The organism is uncultured Campylobacter sp., assembly GCF_937981295.1.
GTDB lineage: Bacteria > Campylobacterota > Campylobacteria > Campylobacterales > Campylobacteraceae > Campylobacter_B.
The window spans coordinates 1-23,429 of the sequence record NZ_CALJPC010000003.1; the positions used below are offsets into that span (position 1 = coordinate 1).

Below are 23,429 nucleotides of genomic sequence, written 5' to 3' on the forward strand. Positions count from 1 at the left end.
TGAGCGGGTAAATTTTATGTATCCGCTTCCTGTCCGTCGCGCTGACGCTGATGATCGGCGCGTAGGAAAGGAATTTAAACCTATCGCGCAGATCGCGGCAAAACTCGTCGTAATCGCGTTCGCAAAGATCCCATTTGTTTAAAATTATAATAAGCCCGAGTTCAAATTTAGCCGCAAGCCCCGCGATGCGCTCGTCCAGCTCGTTTAGCGGCTCGCTTGCGTCAAGCACCAAAAGCGCGATGTCGGAGTTTTGTAAAATTTTTTCGGTGCGATTTAGCGCGAAGCGCTCGATGCCCTCGATCTTACCGCGGCGGCGAATGCCCGCCGTGTCGATAAACTCGAGCGTGCGCCCTTCAAATTCCGTGCTTTCGTTCACCGGGTCGATCGTCGTGCCCGCGTAATCGCTCACGACCGAGCGCTGCGAGCCCACAAGCGCGTTTAGAAGGCTCGATTTACCGACGTTTACCCGCCCGATGATACCCACGCCGATGGTTTTGTCTGCATAAAATTCCTCGTCGCGCCCCTCTTTCGGCTCGCCCTCGTCGTTAAAGCCCTCTATAAAATCATCAAAAATTTCATCCTCGTCCTGCTGCGCGGGCGCAGAGTCCAAAAAGCCGTATATCCACTCTTTCAGCTCGTCGATGCCGCTGTTGTGCGAGACGGAGATCGGGAAAAATTTAACGCCGAATTCGTTAAATTCCCAGCTACGCTCCTCGTCGCGCTTGCCGTCGATCTTATTGACCGCTAGGGCGATGGGCTTGCCAAGTCTCTGCAGCGAGAAAAATATCCGCCGCTCATCGTCGCTCGGAAGTAGCTTGCCGTCCGTCATAAAGATTATCAAATCCGCGCTCTTTGCCTCGCTTAGCGTCTTAATCTGCACGCGCGCAAACAGCTCGGAGGCGTCGTCCAGGCCGCCCGAATCAATCACGCGCACGCGGCGATCGAAAATTTCGGCTTCGGCTCTATTGGTATCGCGCGTCGTGCCCGCAACGTCGCTAGTAATGGCGATGCGAGCGCCCGCTAGGCGGTTAAAAAGGCTCGACTTGCCGACGTTGGGGCGCCCGATGATGATCAAACTTTTCACGTTCGTCCTTGTAGTTTTTGGCGCGATTATAACCAAAAATAGATTAAAGCCAAATTCTACGCGCTCGCTCGCGGGAATCGGACGGCAAAATTTTATGAAATTTAAGCGCTAAATTTAGCGAAATTTTATCGCGACACTAGCGGAACGCCGCACGGACGCAAGGCATCAAAACGCGCGATCCGTCGCCGCAGACGGCGCAAAACTGGGGTTGCACGAAATTTTATAAAATTTTAAAACCGAAGTCTGAGCGCGAAAAACTAGCAAATGAGGCGCGGAACGGGAACAACCGCGCGAAAACATAAAAACCCTCGGCTGCGTAAATTTTGACTATTCTGCGCATACAAGCGCCGAAGTACAAAACCGAGCCGTCGCGCCCAAACGTGCAAAAGCAGGCGGTGCGACGAAATATTAAAACGGCGGAATATTAAAATTTAATCATTATGCGTGTATAATTCCGCAAATTTAAAGGGGCGCGATGAAATACAACAACTTCTTGCTGCACCATCTAAGCGTGTATTATATGCTGATGGCGTGCTTTTACTACTCTCTTACGGGCGTTTTTGCTAAGCTTTTGGGCGCGCAAATTTCATCGCTTGAGGTCGTGCTCTTTCGCAATCTGCCCGGGCTTTTGATCCTGCTTTATAAAATCAAGGCTCGTCCCCGCGCGGCGCGCTTTGCAAACAAGGGCGGTCATCCTTTTACGCTCGCGTTTCGCGGCATTATCGGGATTTTGGGGCTGATGGTATTTTTTTATAACGTCGCTAACATCAGCCTCGGCGAGGCATTTACCTTTCAAAAAACGGCGTCCATTTGGACGGCGATCATCGCGTACTTTACCCTCGGCGAAAAATTCGGCGCGATGGGCTGGTTCTCGGTCTGCCTAGGCTTTGTGGGCATCGTTTTAGTAATTCAGCCGCAGTTTGGCTTGCAGCCGAGCGATATTTTTGGAATTTTAAGCGGATTATTCGCCGCGATGGCGTTTACCTCCGTGCGCGGGCTGCGCAAATACTATAGCTCCGATACGATCATCCTCTCTGCGCTTCTTGCCGGCACGCTAATGCCCGCAGCGCTTATGATCGCGGCAGAATTTATAGACGCGCCCGCGCTGAGTTTTATGCTTTGCAAATTTAAAATTCCAAACGCACAGGGCTGGCTCTTTGCCGTGCTTTTGGGGCTGCTGGGGCTGTTTTATCAAACCTACGTCACCAAGGCCTACGCAGCGACGCGCAAAGCGGGCATAGTGGCTACGATCAGCTACGCAGACATCATCTTTTCGACGCTATTTGGGCTGTTGCTAGGCGACGCCCTGCCCGGTTTCATGGCGCTTGGGGGCATGGCGCTCATCATTGTCGCGGGCGCGCTCGTCGCGAACCGAAAGTAGGACGGCGTGAAGCAGAAATTTTACTCCGCGTTTTGGCTGAAACATCTTGGCGTTTATTATATGCTAGTAGCGAGCTTTTATTTTGCGCTAAACGGCGCTTTAGCCAAGGTTATGGCGGAGCATATGAGTAGCGCCGAGATCGTGTTTTTCCGCAACGTCGTAGGCATCGCGATCGTGCTATTTTCGCTACGGCGGGTAAAAAACCTGGGCCCGGGCGGCAAGCCGTGGCTACTCGCGTTTCGCGGCTTTATCGGCAGCTGCGGTATCTTAGCGACCTTCTACAATATCGCCCACATCGATCTTGGCACCGCTTTTACCTTCCAAAAAACGGCGCCCATTTTCACCGCGCTATTTTCGGCGTTTTTCTTAGGCGAAAAGCTAAGCTCGCGCGGCTGGTTTGCGATACTGCTGGGCTTTGGCGGAATTTTACTCGTCGTGCGCCCGCACATCGGCATCAGCATAACCGACGCGGTGGGAATCTTCGGCGGCATGTGCGCGGGGCTTGCATACACGAGCGTGCGCGAGCTCCGCAAACACTACGCCACAAACCTCATCGTGCTGGTTTTCGTCTCGTCCGCCACCTTTCTAAGTGCTACGATGATGATAACGGGCTGGGTGCTCGGTGATAGCGAGGTTAAAATTTTAGGACTTTTCAGCGGGGCAGATTTGGCGAGGCTTGCTTACTTCAACCCGCCAAGCCTTTTTGGCTGGGTGCTCGTGGCGCTTCTGGGCGTCAGCGGGATCTACTTTCAAATTTACATGACGCGCGCCTACGCCGCTTCGCGCAAAGCGGGCATAGTCGCTGCGATCAGCTATAGCGACATCCTCTTTAGCATGGCACTCGGCATTATGCTAGGCGATCATCTGCCCGGTCCGATCGTGCTAGCAGGCATTGCGGTGGTGATTTTAAGCGGAATTTTAATCGCCCGCGAGCGCTAAATTTAAATCTAATTCAAATGCGGCGCAAAGCTAAATTTTATCCGCGCCGCAAGCCTACGCTAAATTTCAGCAGTCTAAAAGCTTAAAAAGACTAACATTCAAATCAAAGTTCTACGGCGTAGAAATATTTTTCGACGGATTTAAAATTTTATGCATTTTATCGGTATCGACATCGGCTCTACCTCGTCAAAGGTCGCCGTTATGGACGAACGCGGCGAATTTTGCGAGCTATTTTTGCTGCCAAGCGGCTTTAGCGCGGTCAAGGTCGCGCGCCAGATCAAGCAAGCCTTAGAGCAAAAAGGCTACGCAGAGGGCTTCGTGACGGCTACGGGCTACGGACGCGTCAGCGTGGACTACGCGCAGCTTAGCATGAGCGAAATTTTATGCCACGGGCTTGGGGCACACTTTTTATTTGAGCAAGACTGCACCGTCATCGATGTGGGCGGGCAAGACACCAAAGCGATCAAAATAGAAAACGGCAAACCAGCGGATTTTATCATGAACGACAAATGCTCGGCCGGCACGGGCAAATTTTTAGAGATCAGTGCGGGCCGCTTGGGGCTTGAGCTTAGCGAAATTTACAAAACCGCCCGCAAAAATCCCGCGATTAAAATTAGCTCAACGTGCACTGTTTTTGCAGAAAGCGAGATCGTCTCGCTAAGCGCAAACGGAGCCGAAACTAGCGAGATCGCCTACGCCATCGTGGATTCCTCCGCGCACAAGGTCGCCTCTCTCATCAAACGGCTGGAAAATCAAATTTATTTTTTAAGCGGCGGACTTAGCAACGTGCCGCTCTTTAAGCAGCTTCTAGGCGAGCATCTGGGGGCTGAAATTTTTACTTGCGAAAACGCAATCTACTGCGGCGCGATGGGCGCTTCGCTTATCGGTGCACGCAAAGCAAACGAAATTTTAAAGGAGACGAGATGAGAATGGATTTTGACGCGCTTAAAAAGCGCAACGCAATGGCTCTTCACGATCTAAAAGAGCAAGGCAAACGCGTAGTGGGGATGTTTTGTACCTACTCTCCCAAGGAGCTCATCTACGCAGCGGGCGCCGTGCCGGTTGGGCTTTGCGCCTATGACGAGAGTCCTATAGACGCCGCTCATGCCGAGCTTCCGCACAATCTTTGCCCACTGATCAAAGCAAGCTACGGCTACGCGGTTACGAAAAAATGCCCCTATATGAACGCCAGCGATCTCGTCATAGGCGAAACGACCTGCGACGGCAAGAAAAAGATGTATGAGCTGCTGGCAAAACATAAGGACGTCCACGTGCTGCAACTGCCGAATATGACCGGTGGCAAGAGCTTGGAGCTTTTTACCGACGAGCTTAGAGAATTTCGCAAAGTTTTAGAGCAAAAATTTGATACGAAAATCACCGATGAAGCACTGCTCGATGCGGTGCAAATTTACAACGAAGAGCGTGATGTGATGCTGGAGCTTTTAGAGCTTGGCAAACTAAATCCGATGCCGGTAGCGGGCAGCGAAATTCATCAAATTTCATTTGCGAGCGACTTCATATACGACAAACGCGAAAAGCTTAAAATGATACGCGCTTACATAGCCGCCGCAAAGGAGATGACGCCGCCGAGAACTCGTAAAAAGCGGATCATCATCACAGGCTGTCCGAGCGGAGGCGTGTATGAAAAGGTTATCAAGCAGATTGAGGAGCTGGGTGCAGACGTAGTGGCCTTTGAAAACTGCTCCGGCACCAAAGGCTATCAAAACCAAGTGCAAACGAAGGGCGATCTGGTCGCAAATATCGCCGAGCGCTACCTCAAAATCCCCTGTTCGGTGATGTATCAAAACGACGCGCGCTCAGAGGTTATCAAGGATTTCGTACGCGAATATCAAGCAGACGGCGTCATCGACGTCGTGCTAAGCGGCTGCCACACCTACGCGATCGAGACGAACAAGATCAAAGAGGCGAGCCGCGAAGCGGGAGCGAACTATATGAGCTTGGAGACCGACTACTCCAAACAGGACATCGGGCAAATTCGAACGCGCCTAGAAGCGTTTATAGAACTGCTCTAAGCGGGTTGCTCGAAATTTTAAAATGAAGAATTTTCTAAATTTAAAAACAATCCAAAGAAAGGAGAGATTGCATGAAATTTAAAGAGATAGACGAATCTCGTCGCGGCTTTTTAAAAGGAGCTTTGGCAGCGGCAGCCATCGCCGGACCCGAATCGATGCTCGCTGGCTATACGCCGTTTAAGCCTGATTCGCTGCAGGTTTGGTCGTGCGGAGGTTTATCTGAGGCTTTTGCGCAGATAAATCAGGCGTACGAGTCCAAAACGGGGCATAATATCCAGTACACCGGCGCCTTTGCTGGAGCGCTCGGAAAGTCGCTGCTAGCTTTGCAGGGCAAGACGGAGGTTTTCGGCGCCCGCGTTTTGGAGCTAAGCCAAAAACTGCGCAAAGCTGGCCTTAGCCTTCGCTTTAGACCGCTGTGTTTTACCGACTACGTTTTAGTAGTGCCGAAGGGAAATCCCGCGGGCATTCGCGATCTGAAGGATCTAGCAGAGCCCGGCGTGCGGGTGATGCTGCCGCTAAGGGCTTCGCCTCCGGGTAGCGGACCGGTAAAGGGAATTTTGAAAAATTCAGGTCTCACAGAGCCCGTTATGAAAAATATGGTCGCCAACGGATCATGCGTCATCCAGATGATGTGTGATCTCGTAGAGGGCAAGGGCGATGCGTCCATAATCGAAAAGCGCCTAACGACGCACGATAGATTTAAAGACAAAATCGAATATATGCCTATCGACGAGAAACTAATTCCGCCCGGGCCGCTTACCTTTACGCTAAATATCATGAAATACGTAAAAGACGAGAAGCTGGCCGATGACTTTGCGGACTTCGTCTGCTCCGTGGAGGGGCAGGAAATTTTCGAGCGGCACGGCTTTACCTCCATCCATTCGGCGCGCGGGCTTGAACTCATAGAAAGGTTTGGTGTAAAAGATGTTTAGTATAGTAAATATGGCAAAGATGAAAAAAGTCTCTAGGCTAACTAAAATTCGTCGTTTGGTGCAGCTGATTTTTATAGGCGCGATCGGGCAATGGGCGTATTACGGGATTTTTAGATGCCCATTTATCGTGCCTTTCGTAAACTGCCAATCCTGCCCGATCGTCACGTGTTGGGGGCGGATCGCGACCGTATTTTTTGGATTTTGGCTGTTTATACCCGTGCTGGTTATTTTCCTCGGGCGCGCGTTTTGCGGCTGGCTTTGCCCGGGCGGATTCGTAAATCAAATGCTCGGCAAATTTGCCGCTTTTAAGCTCAAGCTAAAAAATAACAGGAAGCTACGATATGCGCAAATAGGCATGGTTCTAGCCGTTTTGCTTAGCGCCGGCGTATATTTTATCTACGGCAACCCTCGCGTCATGATCCCTATCCGCACCAGCGACGAGTATCTCAACGCCGTTATCATGTCTTTTAAATTTTCCGACTGGTACTGGGCGGTTCGCACTGCCGTCGTCGTGGCCCTCATCGCCGCGTCCTTGATCGTCGCAAATTTATGGTGCCGCTTCGCCTGTCCTAGCGGCGGTATAATGGAGCTGCTGCGTAAAATTTCAATATTTCGCGTTTATAAAACAGACGCCTGCGACAACTGCAACGCCTGTTTGCGCAAATGCGAAATGGGCACGAGACCGGACGAGATGAACTGCACGAACTGCGGCGATTGCATGGATGTTTGCCACGCGGACGCCATCAAATTCGGAAGGAAAAAAGATTGATGAATTTTTTCGCCAAACCCTCCTTCGACAACCACCCCTGCTTTAGCAAAAAAGCGTCCGCCGCCTACGGGCGCGTGCACCTTCCTGTAGCGCCGCATTGCAATATCCAATGCAATTTTTGCAACCGCATCTACGACTGCGCCAACGAAAATCGCCCCGGCGTAACGGGGAGAGTACAAAGCCCGGATGAGGCCGTGGAATACGTGGAAAATCTATTTAAATTTAGACAGGATATCTCGGTCATCGGTATCGCAGGACCCGGGGATCCTATGTGCGATGCCGACAAGACCCTAGCTACCTTTGAAAAATGCAAAGCCCGCTTCCCTCACGCCCTACTTTGCCTATCCACAAACGGCCTGTCCCTGCCCGAGCACGTGGATGATATCGTGCGGATCGGCGTGAGCCACGTGACGGTGACCGTCAATGCCGTAACGCCGGGCGTAGGCGGCAAAATTTATGCGTGGGTGCGCCATAAAAACAAAATTTACCACGGCGAGGATGGCGCTAGAATTCTTGGGGAGCGCCAAGAGGAAGGGATTCGCAAACTAAAAGAAGCCCGCGTGATCGTAAAGATCAATACGGTCGTAATCCCCGGCGTTAATATGGATCACGTCCCCGATATCGCAAAAAAGGCCAAAGAGTGGCAGGCCGATATCATGAACTGCATGGCGATGATCCCCGTGCATGACACCCCTTTTGCAAATATCAAATCGCCCTCGAATGAAGAAATTCGCAGCATGCGAAAGCTAATCGGCGGCTCCATTCACCAAATGACTCACTGCAGCAGATGTCGCGCCGACGCATGCGGCAAGCTTTGCGAGAAATAAAGACCTGCTTTTAGCGGGTCTTTTATCTGGCACAGGATACACGCTCTCATAGCGCACAAAATTTTATGTAGAGATTTAAATTTAAAATTTGTCTAAATTTAGAGCTAGTAGGCAACCGATAAGCGGCTTTTTAGCGGCGGCAGTTTTTTTAAAATTTAAAAACAATTTTTAAATAATATTATTTTGCTTTTATTTAACTTTTGGTACAATAACTCCAAAATTAGGCATCTGAAAAAACCGTATAACGGTAAAATAAAGGAGACATCATGGAAAACGTTTCAAGACGTGATCTGCTCAAAATGAGCCTAGTTGGCGCGGGTGCTTTAGCGCTCGGCTCCGTAAACGCAAATGCTGCGGTAAACGCTAAAGACGTCAAATTTGACGAGGAGTGGGACGTAGTCATCGTTGGTTCCGGTTTTGCAGGACTAGCAGCAGGTATCACCGCAGCCGAAAAGGGCAATAAAGTCCTAATCCTAGAAAAGATGGGACGCGTAGGCGGCAACTCCGTAATTAACGGCGGAATTTTTGCCGTTCCAAACAGCGACAAACAAAAAGCCGAAGGCATCAAAGATAGCAACGAGCTATTTATCAAAGACTGCCTAAAAGCAGGTCGCGGACTAAACCACGTAGATCTCATTGATACCATCGCTACTCGCGCTCAAGACGCATATAAGCTAACTCTAAAATGCGGCGCTAAATACATAGATAAAGTTACTCACGCAGGCGGACACAGCGTACCTAGATCGCTTCAAACCGCTAACGGCTCAGGCTCGGGTATCGTTCAGCCGATGGTAGAATACTTTAAAAACCTACAAGGCTGCGAGCTAAGACAAAGAGCTAAATTTGACGAATTCGTCCTAGGCGAAGACGGCGGCGTAGACGGCGTGATCATCAGAGAGGATTATAAATTTGATCCAAAGAGCCAAAAAGACGACGCCGAAAACACTACCGGAACTAAAAAGACTATAAAAGCTAAAAAAGGCGTAGTACTAGCAGCAGGCGGATTTTGCCGCGACGTATTCTTTAGACAAGTCCAAGATCCATCTATCCTACCTACCACAGATAGCACCAACCACCCAGGAGCTACTGCTGGCGCTATGAAAGAGGCATTTAGGATCGGCGCTACTCCAGTGCAACTTAGCTGGATACAATTTGGCCCATGGGCATGCCCTGATGAAAAAGGATTTGGCGTAGGCTCTATGTTTAACGTAAACGGAAGCTTCCGCTACGGAATTTCAGTCGATCCAAGAACCGGCAAACGCTATATGAACGAGCTAGCGGACCGCCGCACCCGCTCTCAAGCTATGTTTAAAGTAATCGACGCAAAAGCAGATATCTATCCGATCAACTTCTGCGATAGTGATGGCGTAAAAAACATGGTCATACCTGAGCACTACACTAAACCGCTGGAATCTGGCGTACTAAAGAAATTTGAAACTCTAGACGAGCTTGCGGCATTTTATAAAATCCCTGCTGCAGAGCTAAAAAAGACCGTCGAGAGATATAATAGCTTCGTTAAATCAGGCAAAGACGAAGACTTTGGCAAACCAATGGATAAAACCACTACAAACGGCGTAGATATCTCTAAACCGCCTTTCTACGCTATGCGCGGTACGCCAAAACTCCACCACACTATGGGCGGTATCGACATCAATACCAAAGCCCAGGTCATCTCTCTACAAACAGAGATGCCTATCCCAAGACTATTTGCCGCAGGCGAGATCACCGGCGGCGTACACGGAGCTAGCCGCTTAGGTAGCGTGGCTATAGCTGACTGCTTAACGTTTGGTATGATAGCCGGTGAGAATATAGGCTAACCATAAAACGGAGTTCTCGCGAGCGCTTTTAAATGATTTCGTAAATTTCGCCCTGCGACAGACTATATGTCTAGTCTTGGGACGAAATTTACTTCAAAACATTTAAAATCATCTCGCGATAATCCGTTTTTATTTCGTATCGCGGGCTAAATTTAACCTGCGATACTTTTTAAATTTAAAGTCGAATTTATAAAATTTACTCCACTAAAATTTAAAACTCGCAGCGCGACAACGCCAAATTAAATTTAAACCTGCGCGCAGGCGCCACAAATATAATGCTTAGAAAAAAGAGAACTGTTTTAGAAATTTTAGCCAAAAGTACGCTGCGCACAGCTCAAAACATAAAATTTAAAATAAGCCGTTTTCGATATAATTTTCAAAAATTTCGGAGCGGAAAATGGGTAGAAAAGAGCTTCTGGGCGGCACAAAACGTATCGTCGTAAAAATCGGTACCTCAACGCTTACCAATGCGGACGGTTCGCTAAATGAGCGGCTCATCAAAAGTCTAGTCGCGCAAATTTGCAAGCTAAAAGATGCAGGCTTTTGCGTGGCTTTGGTAAGCTCGGGCGCCGTGGGCGCGGGTATGGGGCTGCTCGGTATCGCGCAAAGACCTAAAATTTTAAGCCGCAAGCAGGCTCTAGCGGCGGTCGGACAGGTCGCACTGATGCATCTTTACGAGCGGCTATTTTGGGCGCATGACCGCATTATCGCGCAGCTGCTGTTAAGCCGAGGCGATTTTAGCGACAGGGTGCGCTATCTTAGCGTGCGAAACGTCTGCGCGGAGCTACTCTCGCGCGGCATCGTGCCGATTATCAACGAAAACGATCCCGTCGTAGCAGATGAACTGAAAGTGGGCGACAACGACACGCTAAGTGCGCTAGTAGCGGGGCTAATCGATGCTGATCTGCTCGTGATTTTAAGCGATATCGACGGGCTGTACGACAAAAATCCGAGCGAGCACGCGGACGCAAAACTTTTAAGCTTTATCGAAAAAATCGACGAGCACGTCGTCAAAATGGCAGGCGGCGAGGGCAGTAAATTCGGCACGGGCGGCATGGCAACCAAGATCGCGGCGGCGCAAATGGCAAATCAGATCGGCACAAGCCTGATCATCGCAAACGGGCGTACGGACGAAATTTTGCTTAAAATAGCGGCGGGCGAGGAGGTCGGCACCCTCTTTAGCGCGGGCGCGGCGCGGCTTAGCTCGCGTAAATACTGGCTCGCATACGGCGCGATCAGCAAAGGTGCGGTGATTATCGACGCGGGGGCGGCAGAGGCGATAAAATCGGGCAAAAGCCTGCTTGCGGTCGGGATTACCGAGGTGCGCGGCGAGTTTGAGCGCGGCGAGATCGTAAACGTCTGCGCGACCGACGGCAAGCTGCTGGCGCACGGCATTAGCAACTATTCAAGCTGCGAGCTTGCGCGCATAGCGGGCGCAAAAAGCGATGAGATAGAGCATGCTTTAGGCTACAAAAGCGACGATGACGCGATCCACGCGGATAATATCGCGCTGCAATGAAATTTTAGCCGTGTTCTGTGCGTTTAAAATTTCAAACGGAAGGCGTAGATGAAAAAGATTATATTTTTTTGCACTACTCTTGGCGGGCGCGGCGTGGACGGCAAAATTTGACGAACCGGACGCCGATAAAAACGGCGAGCTAGACGTTTTTGAACTGCGCGGATATGAGCCGGCGGATTACGTAAAAACGCTATGCGCGAATTGAAATGAGAAGGTTGGGCGTAATGCCCGGCGAGTAAGCGAAATTTTGACGCAAGAAAATCCGAAATAAAATGACCCAAAGCGCGCTAAATTTAAACCGCCGTGCGGATAAAAATAAGACGCGCAGGAATTTTAGACGCGATAGAAGCGACGCTTGCGGCATTTATATACGCAACACGCTATTTGATTTATAGATTAAGGAGCGAAAATGAACGAAATTTTAGAGATCTGTAAGCGCGCAAAGGCCGCTTGCGGCGAGCTTTTGAGACTTGGTAGCAAGGCCAAATTTGAAATTTTAAACGCCGTGGCGGATGAGCTGCTCGCGCAAAAGGACGCGATAAAAGCGGCAAACGCCAAAGACCTTGCAAACGGCGAGAAATCGGGCTTGAGTGCGGCGTTGCTGGACCGCCTAAGGCTAACCGACGCCCGCATCGAGGCTATGGCGCAGGGCGTGCGCGAAGTGGCGGGATTTGCAGAGGTCGTGGGCGAAAATCTAGGCGGCTGGAGCCATCCAAACGGCATGCAAATCAGCCGCGTACGCGTGCCGATGGGGGTGCTTGGTATCATCTATGAGAGCCGTCCAAACGTCAGCATTGACGCGGCGGCTCTGGCGCTAAAAAGCGGCAATGCAGCGATCCTGCGAGGCAGTGCTAGTGCGCTAAATTCAAACATCTTTTTAGTAAATTTATTTAACGAGGCGGGGGCGAAATTCGGCTTACCGACGGGTGCAGTGCAGCTCGTGGAGAGCGCCGAACGCGAAGTCGTAGCGCACATGGCGAAAATGAGCGAGTATATCGACGTTTTGATACCGCGCGGCGGCAAGAGCTTAAAAGATTTTATCGCGCAAAACGCGACCGTACCGATCATCATGACGGGTGAGGGAGTTTGCCACATCTTTGTCGATGAGAGCGCAAATTTGAGCGAGGCTGCGAAGATAATCAAAAACGCCAAAACCCAGCGCCCAAGCGTCTGCAACGCCGTAGAATGCGTGCTTTTGCATGAGCGCGTGGCGGGCAAAATTTTGCCTGAGCTGGTGCGCGAGATGCCGGAGGTCGAGTTTCGCGTGAGTGAGCAGCTACTGGGCTCGTGCGCGGATCTGCGAGGCGCAAAAAACGTCAAGGCTGCCGGCGATAGCGACTTTGGCGCCGAGTTTTTGGATCTCGTGCTAGCCGTGCGCGTGGTGCGAGATACGGATGAGGCGATAAGCTTTATAAACGCGCATTCTAGCGGGCATTCGGACGCGATTTTAAGTGCGGATTACACAAACGTCGAGCGATTTTTAAACGAAGTCGGCAGCGCGGTCGTCTACGCCAACGCCTCGACGCGCTTTAGCGACGGCAGCGAGTTCGGTTTTGGCGGCGAGATCGGCATCAGTACGCAAAAGCTGCATGCCAGAGGGCCGATGGGGGTGAGGGAGCTTACGACCTATAAATACGTCGTCCGCGGAGGCGGGCAAATTCGTTAGCGGCTCGTCTTTTTTTTAAAAGGCTCATCTTGCGAGCGCTTTTGAGAGAATTTTGCTTCTCTTGCGCTCGCAACTGCAAGCAGAAGTCTAGCTTGCGCAAAATTTTAGCTTCTAACTCAAAAAATCGCCTCGAAATACTTGCAAATTTTATTTTATATCGCAGGCTGAATTCCTTCTGTGATACTTTTACCTAATAAACTTGAAATTTTATAAATCACCTCTGTCAGAATTTTAAAAATATATGACGCTAAAGCTTTGTCATACAGGCGAAATTTTGTATCACGTCTTACTAAAATTTAAAATTTTAATAAAAATTATATATTCCGCACGATATAATCGCGCATCTGCTCGCAGCGCGAGCGATAGCTAAATTTCAAGGAGATTCAATGAAAATATTTAAAGCCCTGCTCGCAACAGCGCTGATCACCGCCACCCTAAGCGCTAAGACGCTTAAAGAGGGCACGCTCGTAATAGCCACGGAGGGGACTTACTCGCCGTATTCTTTCTATGACGAGAAAAATAATCTTACCGGCTTTGATGTCGATATCGCTCGCGCACTAGCAAAAGAGCTAGGGCTAAAGGCGGAATTTTTAACCGCGCCGTGGGATGCGATGCTCGCGGCATTTGACGCAGGCAAAGCAGACATAGCGATGAATCAAGTAAGCATCACGCAGGAGCGCAAGAAAAAATATAATTTCAGCGAGCCTTATACCGTGGCTTATGCTGCGCTAGTAGTGCGAGCTGATAACGAGGAGATTAAGAGTTTTGCGGATCTTAAAGGCAAAAAAAGCGTCCACTCCGCTACCAGTAACTGGGCGGACATGGCACGCAACTATGGCGCTGAGATCGTCACAGCAGACGGATTTAGCAAGGGTGTGGAGCTTATCATAGCTCGTCGCGCAGACGCTACGATCAACGACAACATCACATTTTTAGACTATATGAAGCAGCGCCCGAACGCCCCGCTAAAGATCGCAGCTCAAGGCAATGAGCCGATCTATTCCGCCGTGCTGCTTAAAAAGGATGATGAGCTGACGGCGCAGATAAATTCCGCGCTAAAATCGCTAAAGCAAAAAGGCGTTCTGAAAGAAATTTCACTTAAATATTTTGGCAAAGACATTACGGAATAAATTCTACGACCGCTTAGTTGAAGCGTGGAATTTTAAACTTAGCTGAGCGGAATTTTGCATTTTAAATTTCGCTCATAAAATCTTGGAGGAATTATGAAAAATTTAATAAAAACTTTGCTTGCGTGCGCGCTTTTAATATGCGGCGCAAACTCTAAAACACTACGCGAAGGCGTGCTTAAAGTGGCTACGGAAGGCACCTTTTCGCCATTTTCGTATTATAACGACAAAAATGAGCTCGTAGGATACGACGTAGATGTCGCGCGCGCAGTCGCCGAAAAGCTTGGTCTAAAAATAGAATTTCTAACCGCGCCTTGGGATGCGATGCTTGCAGCATTTGATGCAGGCAAGGCAGACGCTGTGTTTAATCAAGTAAGCATCACTGATGAGCGCAAAAAAAAATATGAATATTCTATGCCCTACACCGTCGTTTACGGAGCTATTATCGTGCATAAAGATAACAACGACATTAAAAGCTTCGAGGATTTAAAAGGCAAGAAAAATGCAGACTCCGCTACCAGCAACTGGGCACAAGTCGCTAAAAAATACGGCGCGCAAAACGTAACTGTAGATAGTTTCGCTAAAAGTATGGAGCTGCTGATCGCTCGCCGCGTAGATACCGTCGTGCGCGACAATACCGTATTTTACGACTTTTTAAAACAACGTCCGGATGCTCCGATTAAGATCGCTGCAAAGCTAAAAGATGTCGATTATAGCGCTGCAATCGTGCAGAAGGGCAATAAAGAGCTCGCAGATCAAATCAGCAAAGCTTTAAACGAACTCAAAGCCGAAGGCAAGCTAAAAGAAATTTCGCTTAAATATTTCGGCAAAGATGTGAGTGAATGAACGAAACAAGCAGAATTCTAGAGCTTGTTAGCAGCTCGCTAGAGCCGATGGCGCTAGCCCTGCTGCAAGTTACGATCCCGCTTACGATAATCTCATTTCTGCTCGGGCTCGTGCTTGCGGTACTGACGGCGGTCGCACGCATCGCAAATTTTAAAATTTTAAAGCAGCTAAGCGAAATTTATATTTGGATTTTTCGCGGCACTCCGCTTTTGGTGCAGCTTTTTATCGTCTATTTCGGACTTCCAATCGTTGGGATCACACTTGATGTTTGGGCTGCTGCGATCATTACCTTTAGCCTCAATATCGGCGCTTACGCTTCAGAGGCGGTGCGAGCTGCGATCCTATCAGTGCCAAAGGGGCAATGGGAGGCGGCTACCTCGCTAGGCATGAGCTACGCTCAAATTCTGCGCCGTATTATTGCTCCGCAAGCAGCGCGCATATCGCTGCCGCCGCTATCAAATATATTTATCTCTACGCTTAAAGACACTTCGCTCGTAGCCTCGATTACGATGGTTGATATGTTTATGGTCGCTCAACGTATCGCCGCACGGGCATTCGATCCGCTTACGCTATACGTGCTGGCGGCGCTATTTTATCTAGCAGTCTGCACCCTTCTTACGTTCTTACAATCCAAGCTAGAGCGACGATTTTCAAGGTTCGTGTGATGATAAAATTTACGAACTTAACTAAGCGCTTCGGCGATCACGTCGTGCTAAACGGGCTAAGCTTAGAATTTCGCGACGGGCAAACAACAGTGATTTTAGGAAGCTCCGGCTCTGGCAAATCCACGATGCTGCGCTGCATAAATCTGCTCGAAATTCCAAGCGGCGGCGAGCTACAGCTAGGCGAGTTTAAGATAAATTTCGACGCTCAGCATAAAACAAGCGAATATCATCCATTCCGCGCGCATACGGGCATGGTTTTTCAAAGCTTCAATCTCTTTCCGCACCTCAACGTCTTGCAAAACGTCATCGAAGCACCCGTGCACGTGCTAAAGCAGCCACGCGAGCTTGCCGAAGCAAATGCAATGACGCTGCTAAAAAAAGTCGGTATGGCGGATAAAGCTGGCGCGTATCCGGCTCGCCTCTCCGGCGGTCAGAGCCAGCGCGTAGCGATCGCGCGGGCGCTTGCGATGCAGCCTGAGTTTTTGCTGCTGGATGAGCCTACGAGCGCGCTTGATCCCGAGCTTGAGGCACAGGTGCTAAAGACTATCGCAGAGCTTGCCGCAGAGGATCGCTCGCTTATCATCGTCACGCACAATATGGGCTTTGCGCGCAAGATCGCAGATAGAATTTTATTCCTAGACGGCGGAGTTATCGCATTCGACGGCGACGCAGAGGAATTCTTCGGTAGCAGCGACGAGCGCATAGCTAAATTTATCGGAGCGATGAGCTTTTAAATCCATTAAATTTCAAGGAGAAAAGATGAAAATAGATACCCTAATCGTAAAGGGCATAGAGGCCAAGTCCAACCCCTATAACGCGGTGATTCCGCCGATATATCTAGCCAGCACCTTCGTGCAAGAAAGCCTGGATAATTTCGGCAAATACGCCTATTCGCGCGGCGCAAATCCTACGCGCAACGCCTTTGAAGAGCTTTTTGCAAAATTTGAAGGCAGCAAATACGCCTTCGCGCTAGCTTCGGGCATGGCGGCTACGAGCGCTGCGTTTGCGCTGCTTAAAAGCGGAGATCGCGTGCTGTTAAACAACAACGTCTACGGCGGCACCTATCGATACGTAAGTGGGATTTTTAAAAATCAAGGGATCAATTACGACTTGGTGGACGATCTGAATTCGATCACCGAAATTCCGAGCGACGTCAAAATGGTCTTCATCGAGACGCCATCAAATCCGCTTTTGCGAGTAACCGATATTGAGCGCATCAGCGAGCTCGCGCACAAAAACGGCGCGCTTGTGGTTATGGATAATACCTTTTTGACCCCATATTATCAGCGCCCGCTAGAGCACGGCGCAGACGTCGTGGTTTATAGCGCGACCAAATACATAGGCGGGCATGCCGATCTGATCGCCGGCATCGTTACGACGAACGACGATGAGCTTGCCGCAAGAATTCAGTTTATGAAAAACACTCTGGGCGCGACGCTATCGCCTACCGACGCGTATTCGCTCATACGCGGGCTTAAAACGCTAAGCGTGCGCTTCGACCGCCAGAGCGAAAATACACTAAAGATAATAGAATTTTTACGCGGCAATCCTGCGGTAGAGGCGGTAAATTTTGCAGGCTCGCATTCAGCTAACGAAAAAGAGATACAAAATCGCCAAGCTAGCGGCATCGGAGCGGTCATCTCACTAGTGCTTAAGCCACAATACGACTATAAAACCTTCGCACGTAGCCTTGAGCTATTCGATCTGGCGGTTAGTCTGGGCGGCGTAGAGAGCCTGATCTGCCACCCCGCGTCGATGACGCACGAGAGTTATCCACGCGAGCTGCAAGAGCGCATCGGCATAAGTCAAAATTTGCTGCGCCTAGCCATAGGTATCGAAAACGCAGACGATCTCATAGCAGACCTTGCCGCCGCGCTAGAAAAATCTAAAAAATAGGCGGCGCGAAATTTACGTAAGCTTGTAGAATTTTATACAGGCTTGTAAAAATTTACGCGCGCAGAATTCACGCCAAAATTTAGTCCGAAATCCTTATAGCTTCGCTCGTGAGGCTATAAGGGCGCCGGTTTTTACGGACCGGCACGCAGGGCGGGCTTAAAAAGACCTCCTGCAGATCATTTCATCTTGCAAAAATCACTTTTCGCAAAATCTATGTCTATTTTCTCGCGAGCTAAATTTTGTATGAATTTTCACTCGTTAAATTTCACACGGCGCGCGTATAATCCGCTAGCCACTCGCAGTCGCTCGGTTTAAATTTAGAGCGATTAAATTTATCAAACAAGCAAATTTAGGCTCTATCCTGCTCAAAATTTAAAATTCTACGCGCCGTTTAAATTCCGCTTAAAATTTTAGTCGCGCTTTAAATTTAGCGGAGTTACTTCAGCTCGCCCCAGCGTTTGGCGATGTTTAGGCTAGTCTTTAAAGGCACGTTTAGGCTCGCCGCGCTTTGCATTATCTCTTGCGCGCGCTCACCGAAGCTCTGCGCCAAATCGTCCCGCACCTCGAAAATCAGCTCATCGTGGATCTGCAATATCAGCCGCGCTTCGCCATTTAGCAGCGGCGAAATCTCAACCATCGCTTTTTTGATGATGTCGGCGGCGGAGCCTTGAAATTTCGTATTCACCGCCTCGCGCTCGTAGCTCGCATAGACCATGTTGTTGCGCGCGTTTGCGAAGTCGAAGTAGCGCCTGCGCCCAAAAAGCGTGCTTACGTAGCCGTCCGCTTTAGCGTCCGATTTTATGCTTTGCAAAAACTCCTTGATCGTGGAAAACGCCGCGAAATAGCGCTCGATATAGCCCTTCGCCTCGGCGCGCGCGATGCCCAGGCTGTCGCTTAGCTTGCCCGCGCCCATGCCGTAGATGAGGCCGAAATTTATGCTCTTTGCGATCGTACGGTGCGCGGGCTGCGCGTCGCCGAAAATACTGATCGCCGTGCGCGCGTGAATGTCCTCATCCGCCCTAAACGCCGCCAAAAGCGCAGGATCGCGCGAAAAGTGCGCGAGCAGGCGCAGCTCGATCTGCGAGTAATCAAGCGAGATCAGCGAGTAGCCCCCCTCTGCTAGGAAGCAGTCCCGTACGTCCTTCGCAAAGGTGCCGCGCGCGGGAATATTTTGCAGGTTCGGATTTTTGCTCGCTAGCCGCCCGGTGGCCGTGCCGGTCTGCAAAAAATTCGATCTGACGCGGTTTTGCGGATCGGCCAGAGCAAGCTGTAGCAGCGGCTCGCAGTAGGTGCTTTGCAGCTTAAACAGCTCGCGGTAGTCTAAAATTTTACTCACCGCGGGATGCAGCGCCGTAAGATCCTTCAGCACGCTTTCGTCAGTGCTATAGCCCGTCTTGGTGCGCTTTGCCGCAGGTAGCCCAAGTCGCTCGAAAAGCACGGCGCCGAGCTGAGCGGGGGAGTTGATGTTAAACTGCTCGCCGCAAAGCTCGTAAATTTCATCCGTGAGCGCTCGCAGGGACTTTTCGTTGCGCGCTATAAGGCGCTTTATCATCTCTACGTCAATCTTGATGCCGCATCTTTGCATCTGCCAAAGCACCCGCACGAATGGGAACTCAAGCTCCTGCGCGAGCTTAAAAAGCGCGGGTTCGAGCATCTGTTTGAGCTTAAAATACAGCCTCAGCGTCACCCACGCATCCTCGCTCGCATAGATCGTAGCAGCGTCCAGCTCCACGGAGGCGAAGGTCTCGCCCTTTTTGACGACATCGCCGAAATGCACCGTCTCATACCCAAGATACCGCGGCGAGATAGAGTCCATCCCCACGGCGTTTGCAGGATCGAGCAGCCACGCTAGCACCATCGTATCGGCAAAGCGCGCAGCAGGCTCAATGTTAAAATTATTTTTCACGATCTCAAAATCGTATTTTAAATTTTGCCCCACGACATAACCGCGAAACAGCGAGCTGATCGCGGCCTTTGCCGCGTCCGAAGAAATTTGAGCTGGAGCGCCCAAATAGCTATGCGCGAGCGGGACGTAATAGGCGCGCTCCTCATTAAATGCAAACGAAAAGCCCACGATCTTGGCGCTTTTGCTGTCGATGCTAGTGGTTTCCGTATCGAAGCTTATTAATGTCTCGACGCCGACGCCCTCGCACAGCCTCGCAAGCTCCGCGGCATCGGTGATACAAATAGGCTCAAATGGCGTTTTAAAAGCGCTCTCGGAATTTTGCCCACCGCAAGAGGAACCGCCTGAGATAGAATTTTGCCCGTCTAGCCCCCCCACGGCAGCATCCAAGATAGAGCCGCCGCAAGACGCCTCTGCGCAGGAGTCCTTCCCGCCCGCGCCCAAAACGGAGCTTTTTGCGCCCATGCCTTTGCCCTCGCCCCAAAGATCAAGTCCGTTTTGCTCTTGCAGGTTTAGCGCCGAAAGAAGCCTATTTAGAGCGTAGTCTTTTAAAATTTCGCGGATTTTAAAAAGCGGATTTTGCTGCGGAAATTTCGCATCATCCAAAGGCGGGATTTCCAGCTCGTCGTAAAGCGTAGCCAGGCGCTTGCTTATGTAGGCGCTCTGCTTACCTTCTATCAGATACTCGCGCTGTTTGTTTTGCGGTAGGCGGTCTAAATTTGAATAGATCCCATCAAGCGAGCCCCATTCGTCTAAAAGTTTCTTTGCTCCCTTGTCGCCGATACCCCGCACGCCCGGGATATTATCGGCGCTGTCGCCGCAGATCGCTAAAAAATCCACGATCTGCTCGGGATAGACGCCGTAGCGCTGCAAGCACTCCTCTCTTCCGTAAAGCATCTTTTTGCCGTGGCTGTAAATTTTAACGTTTTCGCCGATGAGCTGATACAGGTCCTTGTCTGAGGTAACGATGTTGATTTTATGCGTGGCGCCGTGCTTTTTAACGACGCTTGCGATGAGATCGTCCGCTTCATAGCCTTCGCGTCCGAGCGAGTAAAGCCCCATCTTTTCGATCATCTCGATGCAGACTGGCAACTGCTGTAAAAGCGCGGGCGGCGGGGCTTGGCGGTTGGTTTTGTAGTTGGGATCGATATCCGAGCGGAAGGTCTTGCCCTTGCTATCCAGAGCGAAAATTATATAATCGCTCTTAAATTCCTTCGAAAGATTTGCGATGAAGCTCGCAAATCCGCTCACCATGCCGCTGGGTTTGCCGTCTTTGGTCTTAAGCCCGCTCATAGCGTAGTAGAGCCTGAAAAAAAAGCCGAACGTATCAATGATCGTGATGGTCTGCATAATGGTCCTCGGATTTAGAATTTTAATGCGTAGTGTATTAAAATTCGGCTAAATTTACAAATTCCGAATAGGACTTGATCTGCCTCATTTCAAAATTTTAAAATTTGCTATATAATCGCGCGAAATTTTAAAAAAGGATCAAGTATGGATTTTTTCACAGACTGGCAGGAGTTCGACGCAGCGGGCGCTACGTTGAAATTTTATAAAAAATCACAAGGCGGCGTGGAATACATCGGCTTTGATTCGCGCAAATGCGTCCCGCCCGAGCCTATGGTAAATGCGCTGGTGGCGCTAAATTTCGTAAAAGACGAAACCAAAAAGGTCGTCATGGTCAATCATAAATTCCCGATGGGGCTGATCCCAAAAATCGAGTCTAAATTTGACATTGCCCGCGAGGATCTGGACGGAGATGCGGTCAAGCTCACCATCAGCCTAAAACCGGGCGCGGTCAATGAGGGTTTCGATACCGACGCGAAGTGCCACGGCTAAAGGACTTTAAAATTTAGATGAATATCACGACCTTTTCGCCGCCGTTTCGCATCGTAGGCGGCTATTTCATCTGCGGCTTTATCTTTTTGCTGTTAAGCGCGGCGAGCTTTTTAAAGGCCGATTTCGACGCGATCCAGGCGCCGCAGACGGCGAGCTTTTTTCACGTATTTTTGCTGGGCTTCGTAATCAGCATAATCATCGGAGCACTCTATCAGCTTACTTCGGTCATTATCCAAAAGGAATTTTTCACCGTCAAATTTGCGTTTTTAAATCTCTTTGCTTACGCTGCGGGCGTGGCGCTGCTAAGCGCAGGATTGCTGCTTTCAAATATCTCATTGATGCACGCAGGCGGCGGCGTTTTGCTGCTTAGCCTATTTTATTTTACGATCTGCTACGCGCTAAGCTTCATCGGCACGCCCAAATGGAGTTTCCCCGCCGTTGCGCTTGCGATCTCGGCTGCGTTTTTGGCGGTAGGGATCAGCCTTGGCTTCGCGCTCGTGCTAGCTCTTAGCGGCGTGGAGGTTTTCGGAGTATATTTTTCAGAAATTTTATCCTATCACATATACTTCGTGCTAGGCTTCGTGTTTTTCGTCATCGTAGGCGCTGCGTGCGTGCTGCTGCCGATGTTTAGCCTGGCGCACGATCTAAGCTTCGCGCTGGCAAAAGCTTCACTGGCGCTGTATCTGCTCGCGGGGCCGTTTTTGCTAAAAGGCTTTGGAATTTTCATCGCACTTGCCGCGCTTGCGAGCTTTGCGGCTCAGGCGATCTACATCCTAGCCAGGCGGGTGCGAAAAGCGATCGATTATTGGAATTTAAACGTCTACATCTCGCTAGCGGCTTTGGGATTTAGCGCGGCATTTTGGATTGCAGATCGCGCGGATGCGGCGGCGTTTTGGCTGCTATACGGCTTTTTGTTCGCCTTCATCGTCGCGCACCTTTATAAAATCGCGCCCTTTCTCATCTGGTATCACTACGTCTCACCCTTCGTCGGCAAGCGCAAAATCCCTATGCTAGACGATATGATAATCAAAAAGATCGCCTACGCAGCCTGCGTGCCGAACGTCTTAGCGCTTGCGTGCGCGAGTCTTGGGGCGCTAACGCCCGCGGTCATCTTGCAAGCGGCAAGCATAATTTTGGTGCTAATCAACACCGTAAATATCTTTAATTACATAAAATTCGGAGAGGAAAAATGAAAGTAACGAAAGAGCAAATTTATGACGCGCTTCGCGCCGTTGTCGATCCTGAGGTGGGCTTTGACGTCGTGTCGCTGGGGCTCATCTACGGCGTATCGGTAGATGAGGCGAACAACGCTAAAGTCACGATGACGCTATCGACTCAGTCGTGCCCGCTGCATGAGATGATGGTAGAATGGGTGCGCGCGGGTGCCGAGAGCGTGGAGGGCGTCGGCGAGGTACAGATCGATCTCGTCTTTGAGCCGATGTGGAATATCGACATGGCGGAGGATCACGTCAAAGAGGCTCTGGGGCGGTTTTAGGGCTCGCGCAGGGCGCTTTCCGCAGGTTACCCCAAATCGCAGATAGTCGGGGCGCTTTTACGGATCGCACAAGGACGCTGTGCAGATAATTAGAGTACTTTCTGCGGATCGGTCCCGAGGCGATGTGCAGATCGCTAGAGCGCCGTGCGGATCGCAGGGATGCTGCACAAAATTCTGAAGCGATGCGTGGATCACTGGGATATTGCACGAAATTCTGGAGCGCTGCGCAGATAGCTGGGCATCCATGCTGCAGCGCGATTCTCGCCGCCGTTTTAAATTTGAGCGATCTAAAATTTAACTCAATTAAATTTTGCACCCGTTTGATTATCGCTTAGTTATAAATTTGCACGATCTAAAATTTGACCGCATAACCGCGATTTGGCGAGCGTCATCAAACGATTTGTGTTTGCAAAATACCGTGCGGCGCAATATTTTAAATTTAATTGCGCCGCCTGTGCCTCTGCCTGCATCTAGTTAGCTCGCCTGCTCTCCCGTCTGTGCGCCTGCGCACCAGCCGCCCGCTCGCCCATCTGCTTTTCTTTTTCCAGCCCGCAAAACGCCGCCCCGTAAGGCGCGAATCGCAGTTTAAATTTAGCCGCAAGAGCCGCAAATAGCGCCGCGAAATCTTACAAACCGCGCAACGAAATTTTAAAAAACCATGGAATTTAACCGCTCTGTTTATGAGCGCGGC

Annotated in this window: 20 protein-coding genes; 18 read left to right on the top strand and 2 right to left on the bottom strand. The window is 50.3% G+C overall.

All coding sequences use genetic code 11. The features are described from left to right. The coding region (der, locus tag Q0135_RS00690) for a ribosome biogenesis GTPase Der (RefSeq protein WP_297987457.1) at window positions 1-1,084 on the bottom strand (1,084 nt) is incomplete at its 3' end. A gap of 475 nt (window positions 1,085-1,559) precedes the next feature. Between der and Q0135_RS00695 the strand changes: the two genes are divergently transcribed. The 15 genes from Q0135_RS00695 (at window position 1,560) to Q0135_RS00765 (ending at window position 17,501) form a co-directional block, all read left to right on the top strand. Further along, window positions 1,560-2,465, top strand: a complete 906-nt coding sequence (locus Q0135_RS00695; RefSeq protein WP_297987459.1) for a DMT family transporter — start codon at window positions 1,560-1,562, stop codon at window positions 2,463-2,465. Between the two features lie 6 nt (window positions 2,466-2,471). Further along, window positions 2,472-3,404 (top strand): DMT family transporter, encoded by a 933-nt coding sequence (locus Q0135_RS00700; protein WP_297987461.1) that lies wholly within the window; start codon window positions 2,472-2,474, stop codon window positions 3,402-3,404. A 150-nt stretch (window positions 3,405-3,554) separates the two neighbouring features. Then, complete coding sequence (locus tag Q0135_RS00705; RefSeq protein WP_297987462.1) at window positions 3,555-4,331, top strand: acyl-CoA dehydratase activase; 777 nt, start codon at window positions 3,555-3,557, stop codon at window positions 4,329-4,331. Beyond that, window positions 4,328-5,437, top strand: a complete 1,110-nt coding sequence (locus Q0135_RS00710; RefSeq protein ID WP_297987464.1) for a double-cubane-cluster-containing anaerobic reductase — start codon at window positions 4,328-4,330, stop codon at window positions 5,435-5,437. Before Q0135_RS00705 ends, Q0135_RS00710 begins: the two co-directional genes overlap by 4 nt. A gap of 71 nt (window positions 5,438-5,508) precedes the next feature. Continuing rightward, the gene (locus Q0135_RS00715) at window positions 5,509-6,369 is read left to right on the top strand and encodes a substrate-binding domain-containing protein (RefSeq protein ID WP_297987466.1); all 861 of its coding nucleotides are present in this window, start codon (window positions 5,509-5,511) and stop codon (window positions 6,367-6,369) included. Next, window positions 6,362-7,138, top strand: coding sequence for a 4Fe-4S binding protein (locus tag Q0135_RS00720; RefSeq protein ID WP_122873338.1), 777 nt, complete (start codon window positions 6,362-6,364; stop codon window positions 7,136-7,138). The genes Q0135_RS00715 and Q0135_RS00720 overlap by 8 nt, the downstream gene beginning before the upstream one ends. Continuing rightward, window positions 7,138-7,965: a radical SAM protein gene (locus Q0135_RS00725; RefSeq protein ID WP_297987498.1), complete on the top strand. Its 828-nt coding sequence runs from the start codon at window positions 7,138-7,140 to the stop codon at window positions 7,963-7,965. Before Q0135_RS00720 ends, Q0135_RS00725 begins: the two co-directional genes overlap by 1 nt. A gap of 266 nt (window positions 7,966-8,231) precedes the next feature. Then, window positions 8,232-9,782, top strand: a complete 1,551-nt coding sequence (locus tag Q0135_RS00730; RefSeq protein ID WP_297963064.1) for a flavocytochrome c — start codon at window positions 8,232-8,234, stop codon at window positions 9,780-9,782. A 397-nt stretch (window positions 9,783-10,179) separates the two neighbouring features. Further along, a complete protein-coding gene (gene proB, locus Q0135_RS00735) occupies window positions 10,180-11,301 on the top strand; it encodes a glutamate 5-kinase (RefSeq protein WP_297987468.1) in 1,122 nt (373 codons plus the stop codon). Window positions 11,302-11,710: 409 nt separating this feature from the next. Beyond that, window positions 11,711-12,967, top strand: a complete 1,257-nt coding sequence (locus Q0135_RS00740) for a glutamate-5-semialdehyde dehydrogenase (RefSeq protein WP_297987470.1) — start codon at window positions 11,711-11,713, stop codon at window positions 12,965-12,967. 386 nt (window positions 12,968-13,353) lie between these two features. After that, a complete protein-coding gene (locus Q0135_RS00745) occupies window positions 13,354-14,097 on the top strand; it encodes an amino acid ABC transporter substrate-binding protein (RefSeq protein WP_297987472.1) in 744 nt (247 codons plus the stop codon). Between the two features lie 93 nt (window positions 14,098-14,190). Next, entirely contained in the window at window positions 14,191-14,940 is a 750-nt protein-coding gene (locus Q0135_RS00750) for an amino acid ABC transporter substrate-binding protein (protein WP_297987473.1), read from the top strand. Then, window positions 14,937-15,605 (top strand): amino acid ABC transporter permease, encoded by a 669-nt coding sequence (locus tag Q0135_RS00755; protein WP_005871287.1) that lies wholly within the window; start codon window positions 14,937-14,939, stop codon window positions 15,603-15,605. The genes Q0135_RS00750 and Q0135_RS00755 overlap by 4 nt, the downstream gene beginning before the upstream one ends. Continuing rightward, window positions 15,605-16,339, top strand: coding sequence for an amino acid ABC transporter ATP-binding protein (locus tag Q0135_RS00760; RefSeq protein WP_297882925.1), 735 nt, complete (start codon window positions 15,605-15,607; stop codon window positions 16,337-16,339). Before Q0135_RS00755 ends, Q0135_RS00760 begins: the two co-directional genes overlap by 1 nt. Before the next feature lie 25 nt (window positions 16,340-16,364). Next, window positions 16,365-17,501, top strand: coding sequence for a PLP-dependent aspartate aminotransferase family protein (locus tag Q0135_RS00765; protein ID WP_297987475.1), 1,137 nt, complete (start codon window positions 16,365-16,367; stop codon window positions 17,499-17,501). 436 nt (window positions 17,502-17,937) lie between these two features. On the opposite strand, the gene polA is transcribed toward Q0135_RS00765, so the two are convergent. After that, complete coding sequence (gene polA / locus Q0135_RS00770) at window positions 17,938-20,754, bottom strand: DNA polymerase I (RefSeq protein ID WP_297987477.1); 2,817 nt, start codon at window positions 20,752-20,754, stop codon at window positions 17,938-17,940. Between the two features lie 144 nt (window positions 20,755-20,898). On the opposite strand from polA, the gene Q0135_RS00775 reads away from it, so the two are divergent. Genes Q0135_RS00775 through Q0135_RS00785 form a run of 3 tightly spaced genes read left to right on the top strand, consistent with a single transcriptional unit; the run spans window position 20,899 to window position 22,738 of the window. Further along, window positions 20,899-21,243 carry a hypothetical protein gene (locus Q0135_RS00775; RefSeq protein ID WP_297917135.1) on the top strand — a complete coding sequence of 115 codons (345 nt, stop codon included), beginning with the start codon at window positions 20,899-20,901 and terminating at the stop codon, window positions 21,241-21,243. Window positions 21,244-21,260: 17 nt separating this feature from the next. Further along, window positions 21,261-22,436, top strand: coding sequence for a peptidase M50 (locus Q0135_RS00780; RefSeq protein WP_297987479.1), 1,176 nt, complete (start codon window positions 21,261-21,263; stop codon window positions 22,434-22,436). After that, window positions 22,433-22,738 carry a metal-sulfur cluster assembly factor gene (locus Q0135_RS00785; protein WP_297987481.1) on the top strand — a complete coding sequence of 102 codons (306 nt, stop codon included), beginning with the start codon at window positions 22,433-22,435 and terminating at the stop codon, window positions 22,736-22,738. Before Q0135_RS00780 ends, Q0135_RS00785 begins: the two co-directional genes overlap by 4 nt. The last annotated feature ends 691 nt before the right edge of the window (window positions 22,739-23,429 follow it).